Origin of the sequence: Vibrio comitans (assembly GCA_024346835.1) — a bacterium.
In the GTDB taxonomy this organism is placed as follows: domain Bacteria; phylum Pseudomonadota; class Gammaproteobacteria; order Enterobacterales; family Vibrionaceae; genus Vibrio; species Vibrio comitans.
In genome coordinates, this window is record AP024866.1 from 1,362,588 (window position 1) to 1,389,280 (window position 26,693).

Annotated in this window: 22 protein-coding genes; 13 read left to right on the forward strand and 9 right to left on the reverse strand. The window is 45.7% G+C overall.

Annotated elements, in window-relative coordinates; all coding sequences use genetic code 11:
- Positions 1 to 2: 2 nt before the first annotated feature.
- From cydC to OCU46_RS06230, 5 genes are all read right to left on the reverse strand, one after another.
- On the reverse strand, positions 3 to 1,751 hold the full coding sequence (gene cydC / locus OCU46_RS06210) for a heme ABC transporter ATP-binding protein/permease CydC (RefSeq protein ID WP_141270117.1): 1,749 nt from the start codon (positions 1,749 to 1,751) through the stop codon (positions 3 to 5).
- Positions 1,744 to 3,516 (reverse strand): heme ABC transporter permease/ATP-binding protein CydD, encoded by a 1,773-nt coding sequence (gene cydD / locus OCU46_RS06215; RefSeq protein WP_141270119.1) that lies wholly within the window; start codon positions 3,514 to 3,516, stop codon positions 1,744 to 1,746. The genes cydC and cydD overlap by 8 nt, the downstream gene beginning before the upstream one ends.
- Positions 3,517 to 3,627: 111 nt before the next feature.
- A complete protein-coding gene (gene trxB / locus OCU46_RS06220) occupies positions 3,628 to 4,584 on the reverse strand; it encodes a thioredoxin-disulfide reductase (protein WP_141270121.1) in 957 nt (318 codons plus the stop codon).
- Positions 4,585 to 4,724: 140 nt separating this feature from the next.
- Positions 4,725 to 5,432, reverse strand: a complete 708-nt coding sequence (locus OCU46_RS06225) for a SanA/YdcF family protein (protein ID WP_244311360.1) — start codon at positions 5,430 to 5,432, stop codon at positions 4,725 to 4,727.
- 80 nt (positions 5,433 to 5,512) lie between these two features.
- Positions 5,513 to 7,201 (reverse strand): NAD-dependent malic enzyme, encoded by a 1,689-nt coding sequence (locus OCU46_RS06230; protein ID WP_141270125.1) that lies wholly within the window; start codon positions 7,199 to 7,201, stop codon positions 5,513 to 5,515.
- Between the two features lie 298 nt (positions 7,202 to 7,499).
- On the opposite strand from OCU46_RS06230, the gene OCU46_RS06235 reads away from it, so the two are divergent.
- A complete protein-coding gene (locus OCU46_RS06235; protein ID WP_141270127.1) occupies positions 7,500 to 7,886 on the forward strand; it encodes a hypothetical protein in 387 nt (128 codons plus the stop codon).
- Between the two features lie 30 nt (positions 7,887 to 7,916).
- Here OCU46_RS06235 and OCU46_RS06240 read toward each other — a convergent pair whose 3' ends face one another.
- Positions 7,917 to 8,405, reverse strand: a complete 489-nt coding sequence (locus tag OCU46_RS06240; protein ID WP_141270129.1) for an META domain-containing protein — start codon at positions 8,403 to 8,405, stop codon at positions 7,917 to 7,919.
- A gap of 160 nt (positions 8,406 to 8,565) precedes the next feature.
- Here OCU46_RS06240 and OCU46_RS06245 point away from each other — a divergent pair, with 160 nt between their 5' ends.
- The 6 genes from OCU46_RS06245 to iadA all read left to right on the forward strand — a co-directional run bounded on the left by OCU46_RS06245 (position 8,566) and on the right by iadA (position 15,456).
- Positions 8,566 to 8,817, forward strand: a complete 252-nt coding sequence (locus tag OCU46_RS06245; protein WP_141270131.1) for a DUF1289 domain-containing protein — start codon at positions 8,566 to 8,568, stop codon at positions 8,815 to 8,817.
- Between the two features lie 303 nt (positions 8,818 to 9,120).
- Positions 9,121 to 10,959, forward strand: a complete 1,839-nt coding sequence (locus OCU46_RS06250) for an ABC transporter ATP-binding protein (RefSeq protein WP_141270133.1) — start codon at positions 9,121 to 9,123, stop codon at positions 10,957 to 10,959.
- Positions 10,960 to 10,975: 16 nt separating this feature from the next.
- Positions 10,976 to 12,481, forward strand: coding sequence for an ABC transporter substrate-binding protein (locus tag OCU46_RS06255; protein ID WP_141270135.1), 1,506 nt, complete (start codon positions 10,976 to 10,978; stop codon positions 12,479 to 12,481).
- 6 nt (positions 12,482 to 12,487) lie between these two features.
- Positions 12,488 to 13,405 (forward strand): ABC transporter permease, encoded by a 918-nt coding sequence (locus OCU46_RS06260; RefSeq protein ID WP_141270137.1) that lies wholly within the window; start codon positions 12,488 to 12,490, stop codon positions 13,403 to 13,405.
- Between the two features lie 5 nt (positions 13,406 to 13,410).
- Positions 13,411 to 14,274, forward strand: coding sequence for an ABC transporter permease (locus OCU46_RS06265; protein WP_141270139.1), 864 nt, complete (start codon positions 13,411 to 13,413; stop codon positions 14,272 to 14,274).
- 9 nt (positions 14,275 to 14,283) lie between these two features.
- On the forward strand, positions 14,284 to 15,456 hold the full coding sequence (gene iadA, locus OCU46_RS06270; RefSeq protein WP_141270141.1) for a beta-aspartyl-peptidase: 1,173 nt from the start codon (positions 14,284 to 14,286) through the stop codon (positions 15,454 to 15,456).
- 232 nt (positions 15,457 to 15,688) lie between these two features.
- On the opposite strand, the gene rplY is transcribed toward iadA, so the two are convergent.
- Both rplY and radD read right to left on the reverse strand, forming a co-directional pair.
- Positions 15,689 to 15,967 (reverse strand): 50S ribosomal protein L25, encoded by a 279-nt coding sequence (gene rplY / locus OCU46_RS06275; protein WP_141270143.1) that lies wholly within the window; start codon positions 15,965 to 15,967, stop codon positions 15,689 to 15,691.
- 177 nt (positions 15,968 to 16,144) lie between these two features.
- Positions 16,145 to 17,881: a DNA repair helicase RadD gene (gene radD, locus OCU46_RS06280; RefSeq protein ID WP_141270145.1), complete on the reverse strand. Its 1,737-nt coding sequence runs from the start codon at positions 17,879 to 17,881 to the stop codon at positions 16,145 to 16,147.
- 191 nt (positions 17,882 to 18,072) lie between these two features.
- Between radD and rsuA the strand changes: the two genes are divergently transcribed.
- From rsuA to OCU46_RS06295, 3 genes are read left to right on the forward strand one after another with little or no spacing between them, the layout of a single operon-like run.
- A complete protein-coding gene (gene rsuA / locus OCU46_RS06285) occupies positions 18,073 to 18,771 on the forward strand; it encodes a 16S rRNA pseudouridine(516) synthase RsuA (RefSeq protein WP_141270147.1) in 699 nt (232 codons plus the stop codon).
- Positions 18,772 to 18,789: 18 nt separating this feature from the next.
- The gene (locus OCU46_RS06290) at positions 18,790 to 19,983 is read left to right on the forward strand and encodes a Bcr/CflA family multidrug efflux MFS transporter (RefSeq protein WP_141270149.1); all 1,194 of its coding nucleotides are present in this window, start codon (positions 18,790 to 18,792) and stop codon (positions 19,981 to 19,983) included.
- Positions 19,980 to 20,684: a DUF2913 family protein gene (locus OCU46_RS06295; RefSeq protein ID WP_141270151.1), complete on the forward strand. Its 705-nt coding sequence runs from the start codon at positions 19,980 to 19,982 to the stop codon at positions 20,682 to 20,684. The genes OCU46_RS06290 and OCU46_RS06295 overlap by 4 nt, the downstream gene beginning before the upstream one ends.
- A 24-nt stretch (positions 20,685 to 20,708) precedes the next feature.
- On the opposite strand, the gene OCU46_RS06300 is transcribed toward OCU46_RS06295, so the two are convergent.
- A complete protein-coding gene (locus OCU46_RS06300) occupies positions 20,709 to 22,136 on the reverse strand; it encodes a DUF2867 domain-containing protein (protein ID WP_141270153.1) in 1,428 nt (475 codons plus the stop codon).
- Positions 22,137 to 22,303: 167 nt separating this feature from the next.
- On the opposite strand from OCU46_RS06300, the gene OCU46_RS06305 reads away from it, so the two are divergent.
- From OCU46_RS06305 to OCU46_RS06315, 3 genes are read left to right on the forward strand one after another with little or no spacing between them, the layout of a single operon-like run.
- Positions 22,304 to 22,975, forward strand: a complete 672-nt coding sequence (locus OCU46_RS06305) for an ABC transporter ATP-binding protein (RefSeq protein WP_141270155.1) — start codon at positions 22,304 to 22,306, stop codon at positions 22,973 to 22,975.
- On the forward strand, positions 22,956 to 25,409 hold the full coding sequence (locus tag OCU46_RS06310) for an ABC transporter permease (RefSeq protein ID WP_141270157.1): 2,454 nt from the start codon (positions 22,956 to 22,958) through the stop codon (positions 25,407 to 25,409). The genes OCU46_RS06305 and OCU46_RS06310 overlap by 20 nt, the downstream gene beginning before the upstream one ends.
- A gap of 9 nt (positions 25,410 to 25,418) precedes the next feature.
- Positions 25,419 to 26,534, forward strand: a complete 1,116-nt coding sequence (locus tag OCU46_RS06315; protein WP_141270159.1) for a lipocalin-like domain-containing protein — start codon at positions 25,419 to 25,421, stop codon at positions 26,532 to 26,534.
- Positions 26,535 to 26,693 lie beyond the last annotated feature (159 nt).

The following is a 26,693-nucleotide window of genomic DNA, read 5'->3' on the forward strand; positions in this document are numbered from 1 at the left end:
CACTAGATTGCTTGATGCAATTGGTAATAGCGACCTTTTTGCTTAAGAAGCTCTGTATGCTCACCTTGTTCTACTAGCTTACCTTGCTCTAGCACTACAACGTTATCCATTTTACTTAGACCTACCAGACGGTGAGTGACAAAAATCACGGTCTTATCTTGATAGTGCTGTTCTAGTAGTGACATGATTTGCGATTCAGTAGAGCGATCTAGCCCCTCTGTTGGCTCGTCGAGCAGAAGGATAGGGGCATCGTGCAGGACGGCGCGAGCAATGCCGATACGACGCTTTTCGCCACCAGATAATTGTCTGCCACCATCACCAAGCCATTGGTCAAGCCCAGGTGCATCCAGCAAATATTCCAGCCCAACTTTAGTTAGCGCTCCAGAAAGTATACTGTCATCAGCATCCGGCTTTGCAATTAATAGATTGTCGCGCAATGTGCCATTTAGGACATCAACACGTTGACTCACTACCGAGATAAGGCTGCGAAGCTCCGATTCAGAAAGCTCGGTCAGTGCCTGACCACCGATCTGAATATCACCTTTTTGAACGTCCCAATAGCGAGTGAGCAATTGAAGCAATGTCGATTTACCACTGCCCGTTTTGCCGAGTATGGCAAGCTTGCTGCCCGCAGTTACGTTGAGCGATAAACTATCCACAGCAAGTGGGACGTGTTTATCCCCGGACAAGCTTTCATAGGCAAAGGATACATTGTGAAATTCAACGGCAATCTTGTCACTGTTATTGATGACTTTATTATTGCTATAGATAGGGAATTGGACATCAGGTTCTGCACCAATCACTTCATTTAGACGTCTTGCAGATGCCAGCGTTTGTCCTAGATACTGGAATGCCCCAGCGATAGGCATTAATAGCTCAACACTAGCCAGGGTCGCAAACACCACCAGAGCGATAAGTGGGCTTGGCTGGGAACCGCCGATACCGTCAGCAGACATCCATAAAATCAACAGAAGTGTCATGCCGTTTGCCAAAAGCAGCAAAGCGTTGGCAAGACCCGTAATATGAGCGTTGATTGCCTGGTTGCTCATCAGTGCCATTTGCGCTTGATCGATCTTCTCTCTGTAGCGTTTTTCTGCACCAAATAACAGAAGCTCACAGTGGCCTTCAATCCAATCTAAAGTGCGTATGCGCAGGTCTGCGCGATTCTGGGTCAGTCTATGTCCGTTACCTTTACCCAGTTTATAGAAGAGTACAGGCCAGATCAGCACAAGCGCCATCAAGATCGCGCCGAGTGTTAGGCCGATATCACTGTCGAACCACACCAAGAAACCCGTTAGGCAAGTGATACCAAGGATGCTGAGTATTACTGGGCTCACAAGGCGCAAATACACGTGATCCATTGCCGATACATCAGCAACAAGGCGATTGAGCAGATCAGCATCGCGTAATCCACCCACACGGCCTGGGATCAGTGGGGTCAGTTTCTCATAGAAATACACACGCAAATCGGTAAGTAGCTTAAAGGTGGCGTTGTGTGACACCACTCGCTCACCCCAACGACCCGCGGTACGACCCATAGCAAGGCCCCGTACACCACCGCCTGGAAGCATGTAGTTAAAGGTTTCTCTGGCTATGGTCAGTCCTGCAACAGCCGCAGCTGAAAGAAACCATCCTGAAAGTGTTAGCAGACCGATAGAGGCAAACAGAGTGAGAAAGCCCAATATCATGCCCAGCGATAGGCCAAACCAATGTTTTTTATACAATTTGAGGTAGGGAAGTAACTCACGCATCGATATCGCCTCCTAGTGTTTGCTGCTGGTTAAGCATGGCTTTGAAGGTGCCTTGATGCTGCAATTGACTGTAGCTACCTTGCTGGGTGAGAGCGCCATTTTCCAACACTAATATTTGATCCATCAATTGCAAGTTACTCAATTGGTGGGTAACCATAAGCGCCGTTTTTCCTACTAGCGCCGATTGCAGGCTTTCATTGATTAACGATTCGCTGCGCGCATCTAAACTGGCGGTAGGTTCATCCAGTAGCCAAAATTGCCCATCCTGCAACAAGGCTCGTGCTAAGGCGATACGCTGAGCTTGACCTACAGATAGACCACCAGAGCGGTCGGCAATCGCATGGTCTAAACCCAGTTTATCGATAAATTCATCAGCGTGAGCCTGTTTGATTTTATCTTGTAGCTCTTGCTCGCTAACTGAGTTCTCAGCAAGGTTAAGGTTTTCGGCAATGGTTCCATGAACCAGTAGGGGGTTTTGACCTACCCAGCTCACCGTTGAGCGGTAGCTGCTGAGATCAACCTCGGATAGCTCGGTACCATTAATGGTGAGGCTACCTTGGTAAGGCAAGAATCCAAGAAGCGCGTTCATTATCGAGGTTTTACCTGCACCGCTTGGGCCAACTAAAGCGGTTTTCTTGCCTGCTTCTAGGGTGAAACTGACAGGGCCAACCAATACTTTGCCTTCTGTGCTAGTGACAATTAAATCTGTGGCCGTTATTACGCACTTCTTATCACTGTTGATAGCCTGCTTGTTGCTCTGTTGTTTTGGCTCTTCAATATTGAGGAAATCAACGATGCTTTCTGCAGCCCCGATCGCCTGCTGCTTAGCATGGTAAAAGGTACCAAGATCGCGAAGCGGTTGATAAAACTCAGGTGCGAGTATCAAGATGAATAAGCCAGTAAAGAGAGTAACGCTAGTGCCATAGTGGCCAAAGTTAAGCTCACCAATAAAGGTGAAACCAAAATATACAGCAGTGAGTGCAATGGAAATAGAGGTGAAAAATTCCAGCACAGCTGAAGATAGAAATGCAATTTTTAACACACTCATGGTGCGCTCGCGAAACACCTCTGATGCGGCATGTAGCTGCTCTTTTTCGTCTCTTGCGCGATCGAACAAGCGAATGGTTGTCATCGCTTGCAAGCGATCGTAAAAATGTCCAGACAAGCGTTGCAGTGCTTTAAAGTTTTTACGGTTGGCATCGGCGGCTTTTTTGCCAACCAGTGCCATGAAAAAGGGAATGAGTGGTGCGGTGATTAAAAATATCAGTCCGCTGACCCAGTTAAGTGGGAATACTACAACCAAGATCATCAGCGGTACCAACGCTGACAGGGCCATTTGCGGTAGGTATTTCGCGAAGAAATCTTGCATCTCTTCTACTTGCTCAATCAGCATGGTCCCCCAAGCTCCGGCTGTTTTGCCTTTTATATGGCCAGGCCCCAAGCGACGCATTTTATCGACCACTAAGCCTCGAATATAGATGCGAACCTGCTCGCCGCTTCTATACCCGGCAATCTCTCTACACCATGCGAGGGCACTACGCAGCACCACTGTTGCACCTAACCCAACGAATAGAGGAACTAATTCATACTTGTCGGTATGTTCGATAATGAGGCTATGTAGGATTTGAGCGATCAATGAGGCTTGAATGATGAGCACAACGGCAGAAGCAACCCCAGCGACAACTGTTAGGGTCAACCATCGCTTTGCTAGCTTACTTTGCTGTTTAAGCCAGCGGCTCAACTCGCCTTGGGTTTTCTTATCCATGAATATGATTTAAATGCGAATAATTTTGATTTGGGGGGAGTATATCGAAAAAGGTCCACAGATGTACTCTGTGGACGCTAAGATTTCAATATGAGAGGCAATTAATTGTGTTTACGCATCAATCTCATCGAGATAACGCTCAGCATCTAGTGCTGCCATGCAACCAGTGCCTGCTGATGTGATGGCTTGACGATACTGATTATCCATAACATCACCCGCGGCAAACACACCAGGTATGCTAGTTTGTGTCGCATTACCTTCAAGGCCTGAATTTACCACGATATAGTCGTGATTCATCTTCAGTTGCTCTTTGAAGATGCCAGTATTAGGTTGGTGTCCAATGGCGATAAACGCGCCCATGACATTGATCAGTTCGGTTGCGTCAGATTGAGTATCTTTAACGCGAACGCCAGTTACACCCATATCATCGCCAACAACTTCGTCAAGCGTGCGGTCTGTGTGCAGAATAATATTGCCTGATTCAACCTTATCCATGAGACGTTTTACCAAGATCTTCTCCGCGCGGAATGAATCACGGCGGTGGATCAAGTGCACCTTGGAGGCGATATTTGAAAGATACAAGGCTTCCTCAACGGCAGTGTTACCCCCGCCAACAACCGCAACTTCTTGATTGCGGTAGAAGAAACCATCACAAGTTGCACAAGCTGATACGCCACGTCCCTTGAATGCTTCTTCAGACTCTAAGCCAATGTATTTTGCAGAAGCACCGGTTGCAATGATCAATGCATCACAAGTAAATTCTGTGCTGTCACCAAATAAGCGGTAAGGTTTTTGGCTAAGGTCAACTTTGTTGATGTGGTCAAAGATGATCTCTGTTTCAAACTTTTCTGCGTGAGCTTGCATACGCTCCATCAGTGCAGGGCCAGTTAAGTCACTTGCGTCACCTGGCCAATTCTCCACTTCCGTGGTCGTGGTTAGCTGACCGCCTTGTTGCATCCCTGTTACGATAACTGGATTAAGATTTGCACGAGCGGCATAGATAGCCGCCGTATATCCAGCTGGGCCTGATCCTAAAATAAGTAGCTTACAGTGCTTAACATTACTCATAACTGTTTGATCCTTTGTAATTCTGCCTCGATTGTAAGTAATTCAGGCCACGAATTGAAGATGGTGATTAAAGGTATATTGGTGTGAAAGTGGAGAAATCAAGGATGGGGCACGAAATGAGTGGCTAAGATCAACAGACCCTAGTTATCGCCTTTATGCTCATCATCTAGCGTTGGGACAAACCTAGGCATGATTGGGCCATACTCAAATCTCGGTAACATTTCCAATATAGGTTCTTGCGGGCCCATGAATTTTGGTTGAGTGTTCATGACGTAGACATCGAGCATAGCTTTAATTCGAGCGAACACTTCCCTAACTCTTACGTTGAACCAAGAACTCGGCTTAGGGGAGGGAACCCCTAGGCAGATGGCATCCGCTTTGTAGTAATTAGCAATGAACAGCGCTCTGTCGCAATGAAAGGTTTGAGTCACGACAGTAAAGTCATTGAGGTTAAAAATTTGCTTGGCACGAACTATGGAGTCTAGGGTTCTAAAACCCGCATAATCAAGGAAGATGAGCTCTTCAGGTATGCCCGCCCTCAACAGGTCTCGCTTCATGGTCCAAGGCTCGTTGTATGAGCGATGTGCGTTATCACCACTGAGTAAGAAGCCGCGCACCTTTTTCTGTTTATACAGTTCAATGGCGGCATCTATCCGATAGGTGTAATAAGGGTTTAAGGTTCTGCCTATGTATTTGCTGGTGCCTAAGATCAGGGCGATATCTCTGGCGGGTGCCGATTCTACTTCTTTGTGGATTCGCCCCTGTGCTTGGTAGCTCATCCAAAAATCCACCGAGCTTAATAGCAGGATAATGCACAGCGTAATGCCACTACTAAGCAGTAGCAGCATTTTCAGAGCTTTAAGGACTATCTGCCAAACGGAGGTTTTGCGATAATAGTCCTTAATCGTATCCCAGCTCAGTTTATTCACTAGAAGGCAGTGCGTTTGTAACGACGGTAAACAGGTTGCCAAAAGTGGTTGTCTATCGATTCTTTGATTGCTTGATCGGTGATCTCTAGCGCCACGCCTTGCTTAATGGCTTGTTTTGCCACAGCGAAAGCGATCTTCTTCGATACTGAATGAATCTCTTCTAAAGGTGGCAGTAGGGCGCCGTGGCCTTTGATAGCCAGTGGTGAACATTCCGCAAGAGCTCGGCTTGATTCCATTAGCATCTCGTCGGTAATACGAGATGCAGAAACAGCAAGCACACCAAGGCCGATACCTGGGAAGATATAACTGTTGTTACATTGAGCAATCTCAAGGCGTTTGCCGTTAACCAATACTGGCTCGAAAGGGCTGCCCGTCGCAACCAAGGCCTTACCATCAGTCCAATCAAGAACATCTTTTGGCACAGCTTCAACTCGGCTAGTTGGGTTCGATAGAGGGAAAACGATTGGGCGAGGGCAATGCTTGTGCATGGTTTCAATAACCTGCTGGCTAAAGATGCCTGGCGCGCCAGATACACCAATCAATACTGTTGGTTTAGCGTTTTCAACCACATCTAACAAGGTGTAGTCTTGTCCTTCTGCCTGCCATTCTTCTAGGTTGTCAGACTTCTGAGCGAGTTGCTTTTGGAAATCGAGAAGGTTATGCATACCTTCTTGTAGAAGGCCCCAGCGATCCACCATGTAAATGCGTGAGCGAGCTTCATCTTCAGGTAAGCCTTCAGCCTGCATTTGAGCGACAATCGCCTCGGCGATACCGCAACCCGCTGATCCCGCACCCACAAAGGTAACACGCTGATCTGACAGCTTACTGCCTGCAGCATGACATGCCGCAATCAGCGAGCCTACCGTCACCGCAGCGGTGCCTTGAATGTCGTCGTTAAAACAGCAGATGCGGTTTTTATAACGCTTCAATAGTGGCATGGCGTTCTTCTGAGCAAAGTCTTCAAATTGAACCAGAGCATCAGGCCAGCGGCGCTGAACTGCTTGGATGAACTCTTCTACAAATTCGTCGTATTCTGCACCGGTAATACGTGGGTGTCTCCATCCCATATACATAGGATCAGCCAAGCGCTGAGGATTATTGGTACCGACATCTAGCACAATCGGTAATGTGTAAGCAGGACTGATGCCACCACAGGCGGTATACAAAGAGAGCTTACCGATAGGAATACCCATACCACCGATACCTTGGTCGCCTAAACCTAGAATACGTTCGCCATCGGTGACTACTATAACCTTTACATTGTGTGTAGAGGCGTTGTTGAGAAGATCATCGATACGGTCTCTATTAGAGTAAGAGATGAAAAGGCCGCGACCGCGTCGATAGATATTGGAGAACTTTTCACATGCTGCGCCAACGGTTGGCGTATAGATGATCGGCATCATTTCAGAGATGTGATTCTGGACCAAGCGATAAAACAGGGTCTCATTGGTATCTTGAATATTTCGCAGGTAGATATGTCGATCCATATCGTTGTCGAACTGCTGATATTGCTGATAGGCACGTTCAACTTGCTCTGCAATTGTTTCTGTTGTCTCAGGCAACAAACCATCTAGATTAAAGTAGGACCGTTCTGAGGCGGTAAATGCACTTCCTTTATTAAGTAGTGGAGTACTTAGAAGTGCAGGGCCGGCGTGAGGTATATAAAGCGGTCTTTTATCGTTTTTCATGGTTTAACCTAGTTGGAGAGAAGAGAAGAGTTTCGCGTAGGGCATTGTAAGTTATCCCATTTGTAAATTGAATGACGCAGTGACCATTTTTTGTCAAATGTTTCCCCTCCTGACAAATAAGTGTCGAAATAGTTAACTGGTCTGTTAACAACCAGTTACATATATATCATTAAGGAATGGATTACTGATGTAGTGGATCGTTATTTCATACAGTCTTGTACTGTTGAGTGTATCGGCTGATTATTATCAATAACATAGCCAGACTCTGACTAATCCTAACGCAAATTCTGTGAGAATAATGACCATTAGCCAAATGCAAAGTAACGCTGTTCGCTTCGACTACACCCATTTTTTGGGTGAGAGTAGTCGTGGTCATCGCTGGCGTTTTGTCGATGTGATTAACAGCATTGCGCCTATTTTCGGCACACTGTGGCAACAAGAAATTGATAAGGCTCAGAACTCAGAGCAAAAGCTTTGGGAGAGTGCGCTCAATCAGCTTTCGTCCACACATAGCGATGAAAAAAATCTAGTGAAGCTGTTACGAATCGCTAAACAAGAAAAGATAGCCTCGCTTGAGATTTCTTTGCCTTATTCGTTTGAGAAAAACCAAATTCAGGCGATTAGCGATCGAGCAGAGGTGACGATTGAGTGTGTTGATGAAGAGTTATGGAAGGTGACTTTGTGAGCCGTCAGTAGACGACTCACACACTTAGGTTTAGTTAACCCAGTCTTTCAGTTGAAACGTCAAGGTATGCTCAGCACTCTTCAGTTCCATTGTCTTCTTAGTAAGAGCCACTTCATTCCATTCAGATAGAGCCTTTGAATAAGCCATTTCAGTGTTCATCACACCTTCTGGACACATCTTCATTGTCATTCCCATCTGTTGGATGCGGAACTTGCCGTCTTTTAGTTCACCCTGGCCAAAGAAGTTGTTACAACCAGCATTACCATTGGTGGTCATCTTCTCACCAATTTCTAGGGTTGGTGCTTTGAAGTTCTCTTCAACCTCTACTGCTTTACCGTCAATGTGAGTTAATACCCAGTGGTGATGCTGTAGGGCTTGTTCATTGACCTGCAAAGTTTCAGCACTCATTTCCATTTCAGCCTTGCTATCCATAGCTTGCTTATCTGCATCATTACTGCCCATACTTGAACAAGCTGAAATGAGCAGTGCAGCTGATATTGCCGTTAATTTTTTGTACATTTAAAGACTCCAGATATTTGAAGAAGATGGTCCAAGTGTATAACAAATAAAGAGAAATATGTCAGTTATACGTCAGCAATTGCAATGACATTCATTGAATAATAGACCTATTTGATGAATACTGTTTGGTATTAATTCAGGGGTTGAATGGAGGGCATAAATGGAACAATTAGATTTTTTTGATGTGCCTAGTCCTTGTATTGGCGTATGCAGTTCCGATGAGCGAGGTTACTGTAAGGGATGTATGCGTAATCGTGATGAACGCTTTACGTGGCAAACCCTGTCTTCGACAGATAAGAAACACATTATCAAACTTTGTCGTCAGCGATACAGACGCAAGATGTTAAAAGGAAAGCAGCCAGCTAAACCTCATGAAGAAGAGGTGACAAGCCCTCAAGGTGACCTGTTTTAACCCCGCCAAATAGACGAAACGTATAGCCTCATAAATAAGCGGAACATATTCCGTATCATTTTTCTAAATGAGTGTTCTTGTATTATTTATTAATTCTTCTCGACACTCAAACTTTCATTTCTAATTACTCTTTATTACCCATTGATAATAAAAGAAAAACCCTTCAGTTCTTCTAGAAATAACGCATTGCCTTTCGATATAAAATTGGCTGTTGAAAAGATAGTTTCCACTTTTTCATATTAATCATGACGCTGTAAATCCTTATGCTAGATGCTCTTATTGAACAATCTAGGCAGGGAAATAATGAGCCAACTACTGCAGATCAGCGATCTTAATGTCTCTTTTAAAACCATGCAGGGTAAAAAGGGCGTACTTCACGACATCAACATAGATGTGAGCAAGAATGAAATTCTTGCGGTTGTGGGGGAGTCGGGCTCAGGAAAGTCCGTAATGAGTAAAGCCATTATGGGGCTACTTGGCAATAAGGCTGCTAAATCAGGTCAAATCTACCTTCATGACAGCAAGTTAAGCGATGAACCATTAGAGATGGTGTCTATGAGTCGCAGGCAGGCTCAACAAATTCGTGGCGATGAAATATCAATGATATTTCAAGATCCGATGACATCGCTAAACCCATTGATGACTGTGGGCAATCAAATTGCTGAAGCGGTACAAATCCACCAAAAGACTTCTCGCGCAGAGGCGATAGAAGAAGCTGGGCGTATGCTCGACCTTGTGCGTGTGCCATCGGGCAGACAAGTACTGGGTGTATACCCTCATCAATTATCGGGTGGTATGCGCCAGCGCGTAATGATTGCTATGGCTCTGGCCTGTAAACCTAAGTTGCTGATCGCCGATGAACCTACCACAGCACTGGATGTGACCATTCAAGCGCAGATTCTAGGCTTGATTCGTGAACTGCAGGTAGAGCTTGGCATGGGCGTTATCTTTATTACTCACGATATGGGAGTGGTGCACGAAGTAGCAGACCGCGTGGCAGTGATGTATCACGGTGACATCGTAGAAACGGGCACACTCAATCAAGTATTCCTATCTCCGCAACATGCATATACCAAAGCATTGTTAAAAGCGGCACCTAAACTAGGCTCTATGCGCGGGCGTGCAGTGCCACATAGCTTTCCGGTTTTAACAATGGAAGAAGAGCTAAAGGGCAATACGACCTCAGTAGAAATACCCGGCTCTCCTGTGGATTACAGCGAAGAGCCGTTACTGGATGTTGAGCGCTTACATGTTGTTTTCCCTAGAAAGCATAATTTCTTTGGCAAAGTGACTCACCAAGTTCATGCGGTGAACGATGTGAGCTTTAAGCTGTGGAAGGGTGAAACCTTGGGCATCGTGGGCGAGTCAGGCTCAGGTAAATCAACCATAGGTAATGCCATCTTAGGGCTTCTTGAAGAAGCGACGGGAGGGATCTCCTATCAAGGCATTAATCTACTTGACCCAACTCGTGACCAAAGAAAGCTAATAAAGAGAGACATCTCATTCATCTTCCAAGACCCATTGGCTTCTCTTAACCCACAGATGACGATAGGCGAGTGTGTCGAAGAGCCGTTCATCATACACCACCCTGAAATGTCAAAGGCCGAAAGAGAGCAAAAAGCGAAGGCACTACTGAATAAGGTAGGGATCAAATCCGAGCTGTATCGTCACTATCCACATGAATTCTCAGGCGGCATGCTGCAGCGAGTGAACATCGCGCGAGCGCTGACCACACAACCTAAGATCATCGTCGCCGATGAGTCTGTATCAGCGCTTGATGTTTCCGTTCAAGCAACGGTGTTGAATTTGATGCTAGAGCTACAAAAAGAATTTGGTATCTCATTTATCTTTATTTCCCATGATATGGCGGTTATTGAGCGCGTATGTCATAGGGTTGCCGTTTTGACAAAAGGTCAATTGGTCGAGATTGGTCATCGCCAAGAGGTATTTGAGGATACCAAACATAGCTATACACAAAAGCTATTGGCCGCCATTCCATCTATCGATACAGAGCGTTCTGCGCCGAAGCAGTTTGAACTTCTAACGGACGATATCCCCGATCCTATTTTTCCCGTAGGTGAATCCCCCTTACCAATAACATTGGTTGAACACACAACAACACATTTTTCCGCTACTGAATAATTACAAAGGAATGATCATGAACACAACAAAGAAAACCTTGGTTCTCGCCGTCGCATTAGGCTTAAGTGCTAATGTATTTGCCGCACAAGATAAAGTGGTTGTCGCTTCCACGAGTACAGTGCAGACATTGAACCCCCATAATGCGGGTGTGACACTGGATATGAGTGTGGCAAACGCAATCTATGATGGCTTATTCAAGTTTGACGACAATATGCAGGTGCAACCAAACCTAGCAACAGGCTATGAAGTGAGCGACAACGGTCAAACTTACACTATTACGCTACGTGAAGGCGTGAAATTTACTGATGGCACTCCGTTTAATGCTGAAGCAGTAAAATACAATTTCCAAGACGAAATTAATAAAAAGCAGCGCCGTGCATCGCTACTGTCCAACGTAGAAAGCTTCAACGTAGTGTCTGAAAACGTACTAGAAGTTAAGCTTAAAACGCCTTCTAACACTTTTATCAATAATATTACGCATCCTAGTCAGGGCATGATTAGTCCTGCGGCCATTGAAAAATATGGTGATGATATCAAGGCACACCCTGTAGGTACTGGTCGTTATGTGCTGAACAAATGGATCCGCGGCTCAAAAATCACTATGGATGCGAACCCAGATTATTGGGGAGCACCTGTTAAGGTTGAGCACCTAGAGTTCCGCGCTGTCCCAGAAGCGGGTTCTCGTCTTGCCATGCTGAAAAGTGGACAAGCGCAGGTGATGCTTCAGTTGCCAAACACCATGAAACCAGCGGTGAGCAATGATAAAAAACTCGATGCAGTTGCTTCTCCATCCATCATTGCTCGTTACTACGCGCTGAATACTCAAAATGAAATTTTGGCGAATGCCGATGTGCGTAAAGCCCTCAACTATGCCATCAACAAGGATGCTTACAAGAAGGTGGTTTACGGTGGTGATGCCAGCACACTTAATTCAATCGTACCTGAAAAGATTGAAACCTTTGCTGCGCAAACGCCTTACACCTATGACGTAGCCAAAGCGAAAGAGCTTTTAGCAAAAGCGGGCTATGCAAATGGCTTTGATGCGGTTATCTGGGCGAAAAACGTCACAACTAGCATGCGCAGTGCAGAATTCATTCAGCAACAGTTAAAAGCGATTGGTGTTAACACCACTATTGTCCCACGCGACGTGGCCAGTCATTACTCAGCGGGCGATGGCATTAACAACGATGGCACTCCACCAGTGATCTTTGATTCAGGTTGGTCTTCTTCATCAGGTACTGTTGACTGGGCTATTCGTCCACTGTTCGGCTCGCAAGGGACGTCTAACTACAGCTACTACAAAAACGCTAAGGTTGACCAATGGTTGGCTGATGGTCAAAAAACATTAGATAAAGCAGAAAAAGCGAAGATCTACCAAAACGTTCAATCCACGGTATGGAACGATGCGGCTGGCATCTGGACAACCGTTGATACTCAGCTTTGGGCTAAATCTAAGAGCGTTAAGGGCATCAATATGTTGCCAGACGGTTCTTTAGCGATCTCTGACGTTCACTACGAGTAATAAAGCATGTCGCAGTATATTGTAAAACGACTATTGGGCATGATCGGGGTAATGTTCCTCATTGCCGTGATTGCATTCCTATTCGTTCACATGTTACCTGGCGACCCTGCGAAAATGATTGCTGGCCTAGATGCCAGCAGTCAGGACATTGCAGCCGTTCGTCATCAATTGGGCCTAGACCTCCCGTTATTGGTTCAGTTTCAGCACTTTTTAGTCAACCTTGCGCATCTTGATCTTGGCAAATCCATGATTAATGGCGACTCAGTTGTCAGCCTTATCAGTGAGCGTTACAAGGTCACTGCTACTCTTGCCTTGGTCTCTTTGTGGTTTATTCCTGTTGGTATCTTACTTGGCGTTATCGCTGCAGTTTGCCAATCTCGTTTACCTGACAGAGTGAGTATGGTGGTTGCCGTTTCGGGGATCTCGGTGCCTGATTTTTGGTTAGGTCTAATTCTGATCCAAGTGTTCGCGGTTAAGCTCGGCTGGTTTAACCCTACGGGATATGAAGGGTTGCATGACTTAGTGCTGCCGTCGTTAACCTTAGGCACTGTAGGTACTGCCATCATTGCTCGCTTCTCTCGCTCTGCATTTCTAGACGTTTTGTCGGAAAACTATATTCAAACCGCCAGAGCTAAGGGTTTGATGGAGAGCCGAGTACTGATCAAGCATGCGTTTCGGAATGCCATGCTACCGATCATTACCGTGATTGGTTTGCAGATTGGTTTTGTATTGAGCGGTTCAATTGTGGTTGAAAGCATCTTTGGTTTACCTGCATTGGGCTCGTTCTTAATCGACAGTGTGAATGCCCGCGATTACCCAGTGGTGCAGGCGCTATTGATTCTTTATTCGTTTCACTTCGTGCTGATCAACTTCGTGGTTGATGTCTTGTATTCCGTCGTGAACCCACAGATCAAAATGAAGTAGGAATTATGGATACTAATTCGAGTAAAACTCTTTCTCCTTTTGCGATGTTTTTGATTCGCTTTAAGCGAGAGAAAACAGCGATCGTTGCCTTGTGTATCTTGCTAACCATGGTAGTGATGGCAATCGCAGCGCCGATGTTTCTGCATTACACTGCGACGGATGTTGATTACAACAACATCTTAAGTCTTCCTTCATGGGAGCATTGGGCAGGTACGGATTTGTATGGACGCGATAACTTTGCGCGCCTTGTGTATGGCGCTCGTATTTCACTTTCTGTTGGCTTTGTATCGGTCACCATTGGAGTGATTGCCGGCACGGTTCTTGGGGTGATCAGTGGTTACTACGGCGGAATTGCTGATGCCATTATCATGCGCGCCGCAGATGTGTTGTTTGCGTTCCCAAGTTTCTTATTAGCCATAGGTATTGTGGCGGTGCTTGGCGGCGGTATTGTTAATGTGATTATTGCTATTGCCATTTTCAGTACGCCAATGTTTGCCCGTATCGTGCGTTCACAGACTTTGTCAGTGATGAACTCTCAATATGTTCGCGCGGCCAAAACCATGGGTGCAAGTACTCCACGAATCATGTTTAAACACATTATTCCTTCAACGGTAAGTAGTGTATTGGTGTATTTCACCATGCGTGTGGGCACCTCTGTTTTGACAGCAGCTAGCTTGAGCTTCTTAGGACTTGGCGCTCAGCCTCCTTCACCAGAATGGGGAGCAATGTTGGCATCCAGTCGAGACTTTATGGCAGTTGATGGCTATATGTATCTCACTCTTTTCCCTGGGCTATGTATCTTCCTGACGGTGCTCTCTTGTAACGTATTGGGTGATGGTATTCGCTCTGCACTAGACCCTAAGAATTAAGGAACAATTATGCAGTTATTAATCAAAAATGGTTCAGTGTATGCGCCGCAGCGATTAGGTAAAAAAGACCTTCTATGTGCAGGAGGAAAAATTATTGCCATTGAGGACGAGATCAACGAATCTGCATTGGTGGGTGAATATCAAGTCATTGATGCCAAAGGCGCAAATGTCGTTCCTGGATTTGTGGATACCCATCAACATTTTATTGGTGGTGGAGGCGAGGGCGGTTATGCCACTCGTACCCCTGAATTAAAGCTGACCGACCAAACTCTAAATGGCGTCACCACTGCACTGGGTTTACTCGGTACTGATGATTTATCTCGTCATGTAGAAAGTCTGTTTGCTAAGACCATGGGCTTTCGTGATGAGGGGATCAGTACCTACATGATAACCGGCTCTTATTTCTTACCCTCGCCAACTATTACTGGTTCAGTCATGCGTGATATCGCCTTTATTGATCCGGTTGTTGGGGTGAAGTTGGCGGTATCCGATCATCGCGGGCCGTACATTACACACGAGGGCCTAGCAGATTTGGTTGCTCAGGTGCGCAACGCGGCGCTTGTGTCGGGCAAAGCTGGCATCATTACAGTGCATGCGGGCGCTGGTAAAAAAGGGCTAACTCAGCTTTTGGATGTGTTGGATGAAACGGACTACCAAGCTGAACGTTTTGTGCCTACCCATATTAACCGTGAGGATGTATGGGAGCAGGCGGTGGAGCTGGCAAAACGTGGCGCTATTATCGATGGCACTGCGGTATCACAAGAGATGTTAGATTCAGGTCGTAAGGCTCTGTCTTGCGCTGAGGCCACTAAGTTGTCCATTGAGCTTGGTATAGCAGATAACTTTACCTTTAGCTCAGATGCGGGCGGCTCACTGCCAAAATGGAATGAAGACCGAACTCGTATTGTGGGGATGGGAGTAGGCACGCCAAGCTCACTGCTTGAAGAGATCCGTCGTGGTGTGAACGAGTTTGACCTTGGCCTAAGTGAGATGCTAACGCCTGTCACCAAGAATGCGGCAAAGCAGTTAGGGCTTAGCACGCTTAAGGGTGAATTAGCTGTGGGCTATGATGCGGATATCTTGCTTCTGAGCGATGTTGATTTGGCTTTGACGCATACCGTGGCACTGGGACGTGTGATGGTTAGTGACGGTGAGGCTGTGGTTAAGGGGACGTTTGAATAGGCGTCTGCTTATTTTTAATGGTTAAACTTTGTTGTTTCTAAGGTCCCGGCTCTAGGCCGGGATGACGGTTGCTCGTAACTAAAATCACATTCCCAAACGTCAGAAATGGCGAAAGCCCGATTGTTGGTAGCAATCGGGCTTTCTAATTTTTAAGAATCTACAGTTGGTAAGACCGAGTTCTTTATATATGCAAAAGGTTGGATGTAATCCGAATTAATTCCTTGGTAGGGAATTAAACGCGGATGAAGTCCATGTGCTCAACTTTTGGCTTGAACGCGTGACGTTGAACGTCTTGTGGCTTAACCTTAACTTCTGCGCCGTCGATCACTAGAGTGATTTCTTCGTAGAATTCTGGCTTGTCCATTTGGTTGATCACGTCAGAGTGAACTAGCGCGATAGATACTGGCGCTGCTTCACCACCGTAAACGATTGCTGGGAATTGGCCAGCGTGACGTAGGCGGCGGCTCGCACCCTTACCTAGTTCAGTACGTACTACTGCTTCAAATTTCATAGTATTTACTCTCAAATTAGTAAAATAAAAAGGATTTTCATCAAAGACTTAGCGACCTAGTCTTCGATGCGATTCGCTTTAAAACGATAAATCGTCAAAGCGAGCGCGGATACTACCACTCAATACTAAATCGAGCAATAGGATTCTGTTCCATTTTAACAGATGAAGGGCGAATAATTACAGCATAAACTCGTTGTCGAATATCACATCTCTGAGTTTCCAAAATCTGCCTTCTTTTCGAGCGATGACAAACTTAGGAAGCCTAAATCTATGTTGTTGATTCACCACCTTAGTGGGTGACAATCCATCAAACTCTTGATGTTTGTCGGCAAGGTGCAATTTGACGAACTGTGAGTAAAAACTTTTCTTTTGTGCTGGAGTATTGAGATAGAAATTCAAGCCCACCTTATTACCGCTTTCTCCTAGGTAAACCACTCTAAGAAAATTTTTGCCTTTACTGTCTTTAACGACATTAAACTCAAGGTCGGTACATTCATACACCAGCGCATCTTTTAGATTCAGTGCTTCTTTAAGTTTTTTGTCAGGGTCTACCAATACGGTATCGCATTCGTGACAAATGCGCGCTGCGATATCGTTATCAGCGCCACATTCTCTGCAGTATTTTGCACGGAAGCGATAGTCGCAATGCTCACGCTCTCCATCGTCATCTTCAAGGTAGCCCTGACACTTTCTTCCGTAGTGTTCGATAACAAAGCCGTTTTCGGCAGTTTTGCCCCAGAAATTATTGTTAAAGCCGCAAGCAGGGCAGGGAATAGTGACAATCTCGCTGTCAGGATCAGGTTGCGGGGAGCCTACTTCTGGTTGATACAAGTCATAGCAGTTGCCCGCATACTCAAGAACCAAACATTCCGTTTTACCCTCTGATAGACGAAGCCCGCGACCGATGATTTGTTGATAGAGGCTAATAGACTCTGTAGGACGTAGTACAGCAATAAGGTCGACGTGCGGGGCGTCAAACCCTGTGGTCAGCACTGAGACATTAACAAGGTATTTGATTCGTTGTTGTTTGAATTCATCGATAATTCGATCTCGCTCCTTGGTGTGGGTATCACCAATAACGATGGCGGCTTCGCCTTCGGGTAACAATGCGAACACTTCTTCAGCATGTTTGACCGTTGCAGCAAATATCATCACGCCCTTGCGGTTTTTTGCCAGTGTGACTATCTGATTGAGTATCTGCGGCGTCGCCCGTTTTGATTTTTCGATGACTAGGTCCATATCAGACTCTCGATATCGTCCCATATGCGTTGGAGAGATCTCAGAGAAGTCATAACTAAATAGTGGGGCGTCAATGATTTTCGCAGGAGTTAGAAACTCTTGATCCAATAGATAGCGAATAGGCAGTTCAAAGACACAGTCTCTGAAGAATCGCGCTTCGTCTGAGCGTACTTGGCCGCGAGTATGGTATTGGTATATCCATCCAAGACCAAGACGGTAGGGCGTTGCGGTTAATCCCAGTATTTTAAGGTTGGGGTTAAGCGTCTTTAAGTGACTGATGACCTTTTGGTAACTGCTGTTTTTGTCTTCTGGTACTCGGTGACATTCATCAATGACCAATAATGAGAAAGGGTCATTAAAAGCATCTAGATTTCGAGCAACGGATTGCACAGAGGCAAACACTACTTGTTGTTCGGTTTCTTTTCGGCCTAAGCCCGCTGCAAAAATGGCACCCTTGAGGTCATAACTTTCATATTTGGCGTGGTTTTGTTCAACCAGCTCTTTCACGTGTGCCAGTACCAGCACCTTTCCCTTAGCAAGGCGAGCAAGCTCGGCAATCACTAGACTTTTGCCCGCTCCAGTAGGTAAGACGATGACAGCGGGTTCGCTACGCTTTCTAAAGTAGTGGACAACGGCTTTAACAGAATCGGCTTGATAGGGCCTCAGTTGGTACATGACTGGATACTATTTCCTGAAAAAAGTTGAAGTTTGAATCATTTAAACCAGTTATACTATCCGACTTCCTTAAAAAGGAATATCCCCACTAGGCTTAACTTTTCTTCTTTATTGGTATTCATACCAAAGGTCGTAGATTCGCTGTAACGCGGTAGGGCGATATTTCAAACCTTTAAAACTCCTAGGTTAAGATGCGTTTAGATAAGTATTTGTGTGATGGATTGGGCATTAGCCGTAAAGACGCGACTAAGTTGATCAAAAGTGGTGATGTAACAGTTGATGACGCTGTGGTGAAATCTGGCTCAGTTAAAGTCAAAGATGGACAATCCGTTGAATGGCAAGAGCGTCCTATTATCCTTCGCGGACCACGTTATTTAATGATGAACAAGCCCGAGGGTGTGGTGTGTTCTCATGAAGATGGTTTCAATCATACGGTTTTCGTGCTTCTTGATGAAGTTCGCTACGAAGACTTGCACTTTGCTGGCCGTTTAGATGTTGATACCACGGGCCTGTTATTGATTACCGATGATGGCCAATGGTCACACCGTATTACTTCGCCAAAACACAAATGTGATAAGACCTACCGAGTGTGGCTTGCCGATCCAGTACAAGAGCATTATCAGCAACAAATTTCCGAGGGAATACTGCTTCGCAATGAGCGTGAGCCCACCTTGCCTGCTCAAATGGAAGTCGTGGATGAGAAAGAAGTACTGCTGACTATCCATGAGGGTAAGTACCATCAAGTGAAGCGTATGTTTGCGGCTTTAGGCAACAAAGTTGTTGGGCTCCATAGAGAGCGCATCGGCGCTATTGAACTCGATGACACACTTGAGCTAGGAGAGTATCGCGATCTGACTCAGCAAGAGATCGACTCTATCTTCAAAAAATAATTACTAGGATAAAACACTATGACGAAACAATCAGCGACTCAGCTGAGTTTCATGATGTTTGTGCTTTTAGGGGCGATCTCCGCATTAACGCCTCTTGCTATAGACATGTATCTGCCGGCAATGCCTGCGATTGCCGACGACTTTGGTGTCACACCTGGGGATGTGCAGATCACGCTGACTATCTACACCTTAGGTTTTGCCGTGGGTCAGTTATTTTATGGTCCACTAGCTGATAGCCTTGGTCGAAAACCAGTATTGCTTGGCGGTGTTGGTCTGTTTTTAGTCGGTGCTATTGGTTGTACCTTTACCCACTCAGTAGAAATGTTGGTGTGGGTTAGACTGCTGCAAGGCTTTGCTGGCGCGGCTGCCGCTGTGGTGATTCAAGCCGTAGTCAGAGACATGTTTGAGGCAGAAGACTTTGCCCGCACTATGTCATTTATTACCCTAGTGATGACCGTCGCGCCACTGGTCGCACCGCTTATTGGTGGTCATGTTTCTGTCATCGCTGGCTGGCGAGCAGTCTTTGGTATCCTTGCTGTGTTTTCGGTCATCATGCTGGTGGCTATTTACTATAAGATCCCGGAGACGCTGGCCAAAGAAAATCGGCAGCCATTTCATTTACGGACCTCCTTAAGAAACTACGCGGGCTTGCTTAGAAATAGACAAGCGATGGGGTTGGTGTTGTGTGGTGCATTTTCATTTTCGGGTATGTTCGTATTCCTAACCGCTGGTGCTTTTGTTTATATAGATATCTACGGGGTTGCGCCTCAAGATTTTGGCTACTTGTTTGGCTTGAATGTATTAACCTTAGTGATGTTTACTACGCTAAATGGCAAGGTGGTAAAGAAGTACGGCTCAAACAAGATGATCATGTTTGGACTGACTATTCAGCTTCTGGCAGGTTTAGGACTGTTCATCTGCTGGGTGGCTGATCTTGGCTTGGTATTTATCGTGCCTTGCGTGATGTTTTATGTAGGCACTATCTCTACCATTGGCAGTAACGGCATGGCACTACTGTTAAATAAATACCCGAACATGGCTGGCACAACCTCATCGATAGCAGGCACGCTACGTTTTGGTGTTGGCTCTGTAATGGGCTTTATTGTGGCGCATTTACCTGGCGATGAAAGCTGGCCAATGCTCACTATGATGGCGCTTTGCGCCGTGTTATCTATCGTAATCTATAAAGTACTCGGAGAATCAAAACCGTGAAAAGCTACGCAGAACAAATGCTTGAGCTAGTTGATATGGCTTTGTTGGACATAGACCAACAGCATAAATCAGGGAAATTGGCAGATACGCCAGTAAGCAACACTAACTCTCTGCTGCGTTGGATTACCAAGAGTATTAAGGAAAAGCGCTTTGAGACCTTGATGGCCAAAGATTTGATCGCATGGCAGAAACTAGGCCGAAGCCAAGGCAGCAAAACCGGTCTTTATGCACGCTTTCAGACCCTATCAGACTTCTATGGCATGTTCTTCGGTAAAGACCTAGAAGTAAAACCTGTGTTGGATAAGCAGATCGAACAGTTAATGGACGATATGGAAGGGCTAGGTTGGAGCGTTACCAATGAATATGACCTGACTGAATCGGCAAAAAGCCAGGTGTTTACCGACGGTGAAAGTTCATTTGTATTGTGCGCCGATCAATGTGAATCGTGCTTCGATGGCGGAGAAGAGCTAGTTCGACCAATGAGCTTCTATGTTCGTGGTAATCATGCACAATTCGTTCAACAAGCGCTGCGCTGTGGCATGATTTTGCATAAGCAGACCGACTACAAATCCAAGGTTAAATACCACGGGGAATATTTAATTTACCCAAGCAATCAAGGCCCTATTCTTGCTGAAATTCCGCTAGGGTTTTCGTTAGACGAATACCAACCTGAAGCTGATAGCTCGTCACCTAAAGTCTAAAGCCTAAAGCCTAGAACCTTCGTTCTAGGCTTTTTTACAGATAGCTCGCACCATTCCCTTAAAAATAAACAGATGCGCAGGAAACATCGCATACCAGTACAGCAGTCCAAAAAAACCTTTTGGATGCCACCACGCTCGAACGTCTAACTCTCTGTGATCGCCATGGTCAACAATGGTACATTCCAAGCGGCCTAATCCAGGACCTTTCATGCCAAACAGAAGTGAAAGAAACTGGTTTTCTTCAATGCGGATCACTTTCCAAGAGTCTATTTTGTCACCGACCTTTAGGCTTGGGCCCTCCGGCACTCGTCTTTTAGGGCGTCCCCCTCCGACAAACAGATCTAACCATTCTCGAGTGCGCCATAAGATGTTGGCAAAGAAGTAGCCTTCTTCTGGACTTCCTAGCTTTTTTACTACGTTCCACAAGTCTTCAGCACTCTCTTTGGTGGTGATGCTTGCTCCTGCTTGTTTCGGGTAGTAACCGTAGCCTGGCTGCCATCGTTTAAGAGCCGCAGGATCGAACCCCCAAACTTTACCTCGAGCAAACTCATCTTCATGACCAAGTGTGTCGGTGATCATTTCTTGATAAGAAAGCAGGGTCTGAGGAAAGCGGGTACGTATTGCTTGCGAGTCAGCGACGAAATCATGGCTCAGGCCAGACAATAATGCGCGACCAATATTACTGGGCACTGAAGTAATGAGACCTAGCCATACGGATGCCATAGCGGGAGTGAGAAGGGGAGTGGCAAACAGACGATATCGGTTGTTGGTGGCTTTACATAGAAGCTTAAACTGCTCTCTATAACTGAGGGTGTCCGGGCCTCCGACCTCGTAGAATTCACTCTTGGTTGGCATTTCATCCACTAATGATAATAGGTAGTGGTTAAGGTTTTGCAGCGCAATAGGGTTAGCACGAGAATCTACCCACTTTGGTGTGATAAGTACGGGTAGGTTGTAGACAAAATCGCGCATTATTTCGAAGGCTGCGGAGCCTGGCCCAATAATCACCCCTGCGCGAAGTTCGATAATAGGCACCTTAGTGTTGCGTAATATGTTCCCCGTTTCTCGACGGGCTTTAAGGTGCTCGGAGTCGCCAGTCTGAGGCTGCAGAGAGCTCAGGTAAATAACCTGACCAATGGTGTTTTGGTTAAGTGCATCAGCAAAGTGATGAGCAAGTGATAGCTCGTACTCAAGAAAGTCATGACCATGATTCATGCCATGAACCAAGAAGAAGACTAAATCATAATCGTCAACGACATCCAGTGTTTGCTGTTTGTCTGCTAAATCCAGTTCTTCAAAGGTGAGGTTAGGGTGACTGGCAATTCGGCTCTTTAATAATGTTGGGTTTCGAGCGCTAGCAGTAACTTGATGTCCCTTCTCGAGCAACAGTGGTACAAGTTGCGAGCCTACATAGCCAGACGCGCCAACGACTAATACCTTTTTTGAGTTCATCCTGATTCCTGCTTGGTTCTATCCTATAGATAAGAGTATACTATTTGCAGAAAACCCTCACTTTTTCATGATCTTGCTGAAAAATACATCACATTTTTCAAAAGAGTCCTCTCATTTTCGAGATTGAGTAATTAAGTGAGCTTAAGATGGGTAAAAGGTAACCATTAATGTTGAAACTGGTAAGTGTTAGCAAAGGATTTGTTGACGGTGGAGAATTTCATCCGGTACTACAGGGTGCTGATCTAAAGATTGGCAGAGGTGAGCAAATAGCACTTATGGGAGAATCTGGTGCAGGTAAGAGTACGCTTCTTAACCTGATCGCAGGCCTAGATAAAGTCGACTCTGGCGAAATCTGGTTTGACGATTATGACATGCATAATTTCAAAGAGAACAATCGTACTCGTTATCGTCGTAATCACATTGGTCATGTTTTTCAACAATATAACCTACTCACCACGCTGAACGTTGCTGACAATATTCGCTTTTGCCGCCAATTGAAGGGTTTACCTGAAAACAGTCAGTTATGGCGCCAGATATTGGCAACCCTAGACCTAATGCCTTTATTAGGTCGATACCCCGAAGAGTTGTCTGGTGGACAGCAACAACGTGCGGCTATCGCTCGTGCATTGTATATGGAGCCGTCGATTCTGTTGGCGGATGAGCCAACCGGTAGCCTAGATGAAAAGAATGCAGAAGCGGTGATGCGCTTGTTTACATCTTTGACCAAAGAATTCAATTGTACCTTACTGCTGGTAACACACAGTGAGAAGGTCGCTGCGTATATGGAAAAAACCGTGCGTCTGCAAGGAGGGCAACTGCATGTTATGGCCCATAGCTAAAGCGCTACTCGGTCATTACAAGCGGCACCCATTACAGATGATCTTAGTCTGGCTAGGGTTGTCTCTTGGTATTTCAGTACTGGTTGGCGTTTTGGCCATTAACCAGCATGCCAAGCTCTCTTATACACACGGTGAACGCCTTTTCTCAAACCCTTTGCCTTACCGTATCCAATCTAAAAGTAATTCTAATACTATTCCTCAGGGCTTTTATGTCCAGATGCGTCGTGAAGGATTCAATCAATGTATTCCGTTTGATCTTTATCGCACTCGTACTGACGAAGGAAGTGAAGTTCAGCTACTAGGTATTGACGCTTTGGCCACGGCTGAGGTGTTTTTTAGATCGAATATCCTAGAAAACCCGATACTGAAAATGATGCAACCTCCTTATCCGGTGTTGGTGAATCACACCTACATGAAGTACATGGGATGGGAAGAGGGTCAACGCCTTAAGCTGCATGATGGCAAAGAGCTAGGCCCACTTGTGGTTGATAACCAAAAGTTAGTAAAGGGCTCCAACTTAATCGTCGATATGGCGGTAACTCGTAACTTAAGAAGAGGCACAGGCTTTTCCATAATTGGTTGCGGAAATATGAGCCAACAAAAGCTCGATAAGGTTCGCGCCATGCTTCCTGAAGGCATGAGTTTGCGTAAGAACACTCGTGCTGAGCTGGTGTCTCTTACTGAAGCCTTTCATCTCAATCTCACCGCAATGGGAATGCTGTCATTCTTAATCGGCTTGTTTATCTTTTATCAAGCTATGTCGCTTTCGTTCATTCAGCGACAAACCGTCGTTGGCGTATTGCGTCAAATAGGCGTTTCAGGCGGACAGCTGGTGGCGGCTTTAAGTTTAGAGTTAGTTATTCTGGTTGTCGTTAGTTGGCTTTCGGGCAATGTCTTGGGATTAATGCTTGCCAATCAATTATTGCCTGCCGTGTCTATGAGTATTGGCGCTATTTATAACGCGAGTATTGATCTGGTGATCAACTGGAGCTGGACTTGGAGCCTTAAGAGTTTAGGCATGGCGATCTTGGGCGTGTTGCTCTCTTGTACTTGGCCTTTAGTTCGCTTAGTACGTTCGCAGCCTATTCGTTTGACGGCTCGTTTGTCCTTGGTGCGTTTTGCGGGTAAAGAATTTTTCTGGCAAGCGGTACTATCAGCGGTTTGTTTATTTGCTGCTGTTTTCATTCTTCAGTTTGGTGAAGGGGTTTATGCTGGTTTTAGTATTCTTGCCTTTATGTTGGTGGGCGTTGCTTTAGTGGTACCTTACGTCATATTTGAGCTATTCACCTATCTTTCTTATCGATTGCGCTGGGTAAGAGCACGTTGGTTCTTTGCCGATGCGGCTGCTTCAATGAGCTATCGTGGTGTGGCGTTAATGGCCTTTATGTTAGCAATAACGGCGAACGTTGGCGTAGAAACCATGGTGGGAAGCTTTAGAGAAACCACCGATAAATGGCTTTCGCAGCGTCTTGCGGCCGATGTCTATATCCACCCGACAGTTAACGCGGCGCCTCGAATGACCTCATGGCTAGAAAAGCAGCCAGAAGTTAAAGAGGTTTGGCAACGTTGGGAGACAGAATTAGTAACCCTCGATGGCAATATCAATTTGGTGAGCACTGGCGATAGTGCGGGAGAGAAGAGCTCGTTATCGGAGAAGGTTACCATTCCGGACTATTGGCATCATCTGCATCATTCTCGTAGCGTTATGATCAGTGAGTCTATGTCTCTGAAACGTAACATCAGAGTTGGCGACTATATTTCACTGCCTGCCCCCGTGGGCCAGCAATGGCGTGTGGTAGGGGTCTACTATGATTATGGAAACCCTTATGATCAGGTCTTGTTATCGGAAAATAGCTGGCGCTTATTGCTGCCGGGACAAGGAAGCATAGGCTTAGGCGTTGTGCTTAATGATAAATCCACAGCCGATAGCCTGACCTCTAAGTTGATCTCTATTTATCGAACGCCGGCTGAGCGGGTGGTTAACAACAACACCATCCATGAGCAGGCATTGAAAATTTTTGACAGAACCTTCGGCATCACTGACACCTTAGGTAACTTAACCCTGATTGTCGCCGTATTTGGGATCTTCTTTGCGACGCTTGCGGGTGAGGCGTCTAGGTTACGCAATGTTGCCTTGCTTCGCTGTCTGGGCGTGTCAGGTAAAGAGTTAGTGTTTGTTGGCGGTGCGCAACTGTTCGCCTTCGGTTTGGTGTCCTCATGCGTCGCAATTCCACTTGGTATGGCGTTAGCCAGTAATGTTGTCGAGCTTATTTTGAAGAAAACCTTTGGCTGGAGTATGCAGCTGCATGTGGTTCCATGGGATTATTTGGGCACGTTGGCTCTTACTGTCGGTGCCTTAATGTTGGCGGGAGCGATACCTGTGTTGCAAGTCATTCGTCGTACGCCGATGAAATCACTGCGCGACGCGTTATAGAGCAAAACAATGCAAATTACTTTGAATAAACGTCTACTGCTGATAACCACACTTGTTGCGACCCTCTCTATTGGTGTCGGTATAGTGATTTACAAGCTATGGAGCACAGAGCAGCAACCTCTATTGACCATAGAAGATCTCAAGAGTGAGGTGGATGATACCTTTGAACCGGTATTACCAGGCCCTAGAATTAATTTCCCTAACGACTTTAGGGTGCACCCAAAGTTTCAGCATGAAGTGTGGCGATACATTGCTACGCTAAATGATGACCAAGGCAACGAGTATCTCGTGCAGTGGTTTTTGTTTCGAATCTCTATGTCTGAAAATGAGGGAACGGGCTGGGAGTCACCACAGATATATACTTCTCAAGCGATCGTTACCACTCCAGATCAAGTTTTCAGAGACCAACGGTTTGCAAGAGGTGGGGTAGGTTTGGTCGGTATGCGCCAGCGCCCGTATCAGCTTTCCATTGATAACTGGTCTTTGCGCTCTTTTACCGGCTTTCCAATGCCGGGAAGATTGTCCATTTCATCGGATCAATTTGATATCAACCTAGCGAACAGTTTAGATAAACCTTATATCCCTCTAGGAGAAAATGGTTATCAGGTAACACATGAGTTGATGTCGCGGGCGATGTATGGCTACGCCGCTCCTTATGTTAAGAGCTCAGGTACATTAACCATAGGTAACCAAACTATCGAGGTGTCAGGCAATGCTGTGTTTAATCAGGTATGGGGAACTGACATCATTGGTGAGGACCAAAAGGGTTATAACCAGTTTACGTTTAGACTCCAAGATGGAAGAGTACTATCAGTCACTAAAACACGCCATCAAGGGGATATAGACGCTTATCACTATGGCAATATTTATACGCCCGATGGCGGTCATGTGGCACTTAAGCATGATGAGATAGAGGTCCATGCAATTGGCAGCAGCACCTTGAGTAACGGTAAGACTGTGCCTTTGCAATGGGTGGTGAATGTACCGGAGTATAATATTTTTCTAACGGCGAAGACGTCACGTCTTGAGCAGTGGGTCAATCTTTCGATACCGTCATGGTCAGGACGAATCGAAGCCTCAGGAAGTATCAATGCTACCGGTTACCTTCAATTGATCGGCTACTGAGTTATTGGTCTACTCTATATAAGTTAGGCTGTGTTGCTCTGGGGGAAGTTTAACTAAATTCTTTTTGTATTATTTTAGTATCTCAGGGGCTTTTTTTTGCCTTTTATTATGGTTCAACTATAGGCATTCTACTTTTTAATTCGTATATTCCGAAGTGTT

What these genes read in the sequence shown, in the direction of transcription:
- radD (WP_141270145.1), bottom strand. Translation starts at nt 17,881, where the DNA reads ATGTACCAACTGAGGCCCTATCAAGCCGATTCTGTTAAAGCCGTTGTC.
- OCU46_RS06265 (WP_141270139.1), top strand. Translation starts at nt 13,411, where the DNA reads ATGGATACTAATTCGAGTAAAACTCTTTCTCCTTTTGCGATGTTTTTG.
- OCU46_RS06235 (WP_141270127.1), top strand. Translation starts at nt 7,500, where the DNA reads ATGACCATTAGCCAAATGCAAAGTAACGCTGTTCGCTTCGACTACACC.
- OCU46_RS06255 (WP_141270135.1), top strand. Translation starts at nt 10,976, where the DNA reads ATGAACACAACAAAGAAAACCTTGGTTCTCGCCGTCGCATTAGGCTTA.
- cydD (WP_141270119.1), bottom strand. Translation starts at nt 3,516, where the DNA reads ATGGATAAGAAAACCCAAGGCGAGTTGAGCCGCTGGCTTAAACAGCAA.
- cydC (WP_141270117.1), bottom strand. Translation starts at nt 1,751, where the DNA reads ATGCGTGAGTTACTTCCCTACCTCAAATTGTATAAAAAACATTGGTTT.
- rplY (WP_141270143.1), bottom strand. Translation starts at nt 15,967, where the DNA reads ATGAAATTTGAAGCAGTAGTACGTACTGAACTAGGTAAGGGTGCGAGC.
- OCU46_RS06305 (WP_141270155.1), top strand. Translation starts at nt 22,304, where the DNA reads ATGTTGAAACTGGTAAGTGTTAGCAAAGGATTTGTTGACGGTGGAGAA.
- OCU46_RS06290 (WP_141270149.1), top strand. Translation starts at nt 18,790, where the DNA reads ATGACGAAACAATCAGCGACTCAGCTGAGTTTCATGATGTTTGTGCTT.
- trxB (WP_141270121.1), bottom strand. Translation starts at nt 4,584, where the DNA reads ATGAGTAATGTTAAGCACTGTAAGCTACTTATTTTAGGATCAGGCCCA.
- OCU46_RS06245 (WP_141270131.1), top strand. Translation starts at nt 8,566, where the DNA reads ATGGAACAATTAGATTTTTTTGATGTGCCTAGTCCTTGTATTGGCGTA.
- OCU46_RS06300 (WP_141270153.1), bottom strand. Translation starts at nt 22,136, where the DNA reads ATGAACTCAAAAAAGGTATTAGTCGTTGGCGCGTCTGGCTATGTAGGC.
- OCU46_RS06225 (WP_244311360.1), bottom strand. Translation starts at nt 5,432, where the DNA reads ATGCTGCTACTGCTTAGTAGTGGCATTACGCTGTGCATTATCCTGCTA.
- OCU46_RS06250 (WP_141270133.1), top strand. Translation starts at nt 9,121, where the DNA reads ATGAGCCAACTACTGCAGATCAGCGATCTTAATGTCTCTTTTAAAACC.
- OCU46_RS06315 (WP_141270159.1), top strand. Translation starts at nt 25,419, where the DNA reads ATGCAAATTACTTTGAATAAACGTCTACTGCTGATAACCACACTTGTT.
- iadA (WP_141270141.1), top strand. Translation starts at nt 14,284, where the DNA reads ATGCAGTTATTAATCAAAAATGGTTCAGTGTATGCGCCGCAGCGATTA.
- OCU46_RS06310 (WP_141270157.1), top strand. Translation starts at nt 22,956, where the DNA reads ATGTTATGGCCCATAGCTAAAGCGCTACTCGGTCATTACAAGCGGCAC.
- OCU46_RS06260 (WP_141270137.1), top strand. Translation starts at nt 12,488, where the DNA reads ATGTCGCAGTATATTGTAAAACGACTATTGGGCATGATCGGGGTAATG.
- OCU46_RS06240 (WP_141270129.1), bottom strand. Translation starts at nt 8,405, where the DNA reads ATGTACAAAAAATTAACGGCAATATCAGCTGCACTGCTCATTTCAGCT.
- rsuA (WP_141270147.1), top strand. Translation starts at nt 18,073, where the DNA reads ATGCGTTTAGATAAGTATTTGTGTGATGGATTGGGCATTAGCCGTAAA.
- OCU46_RS06230 (WP_141270125.1), bottom strand. Translation starts at nt 7,201, where the DNA reads ATGAAAAACGATAAAAGACCGCTTTATATACCTCACGCCGGCCCTGCA.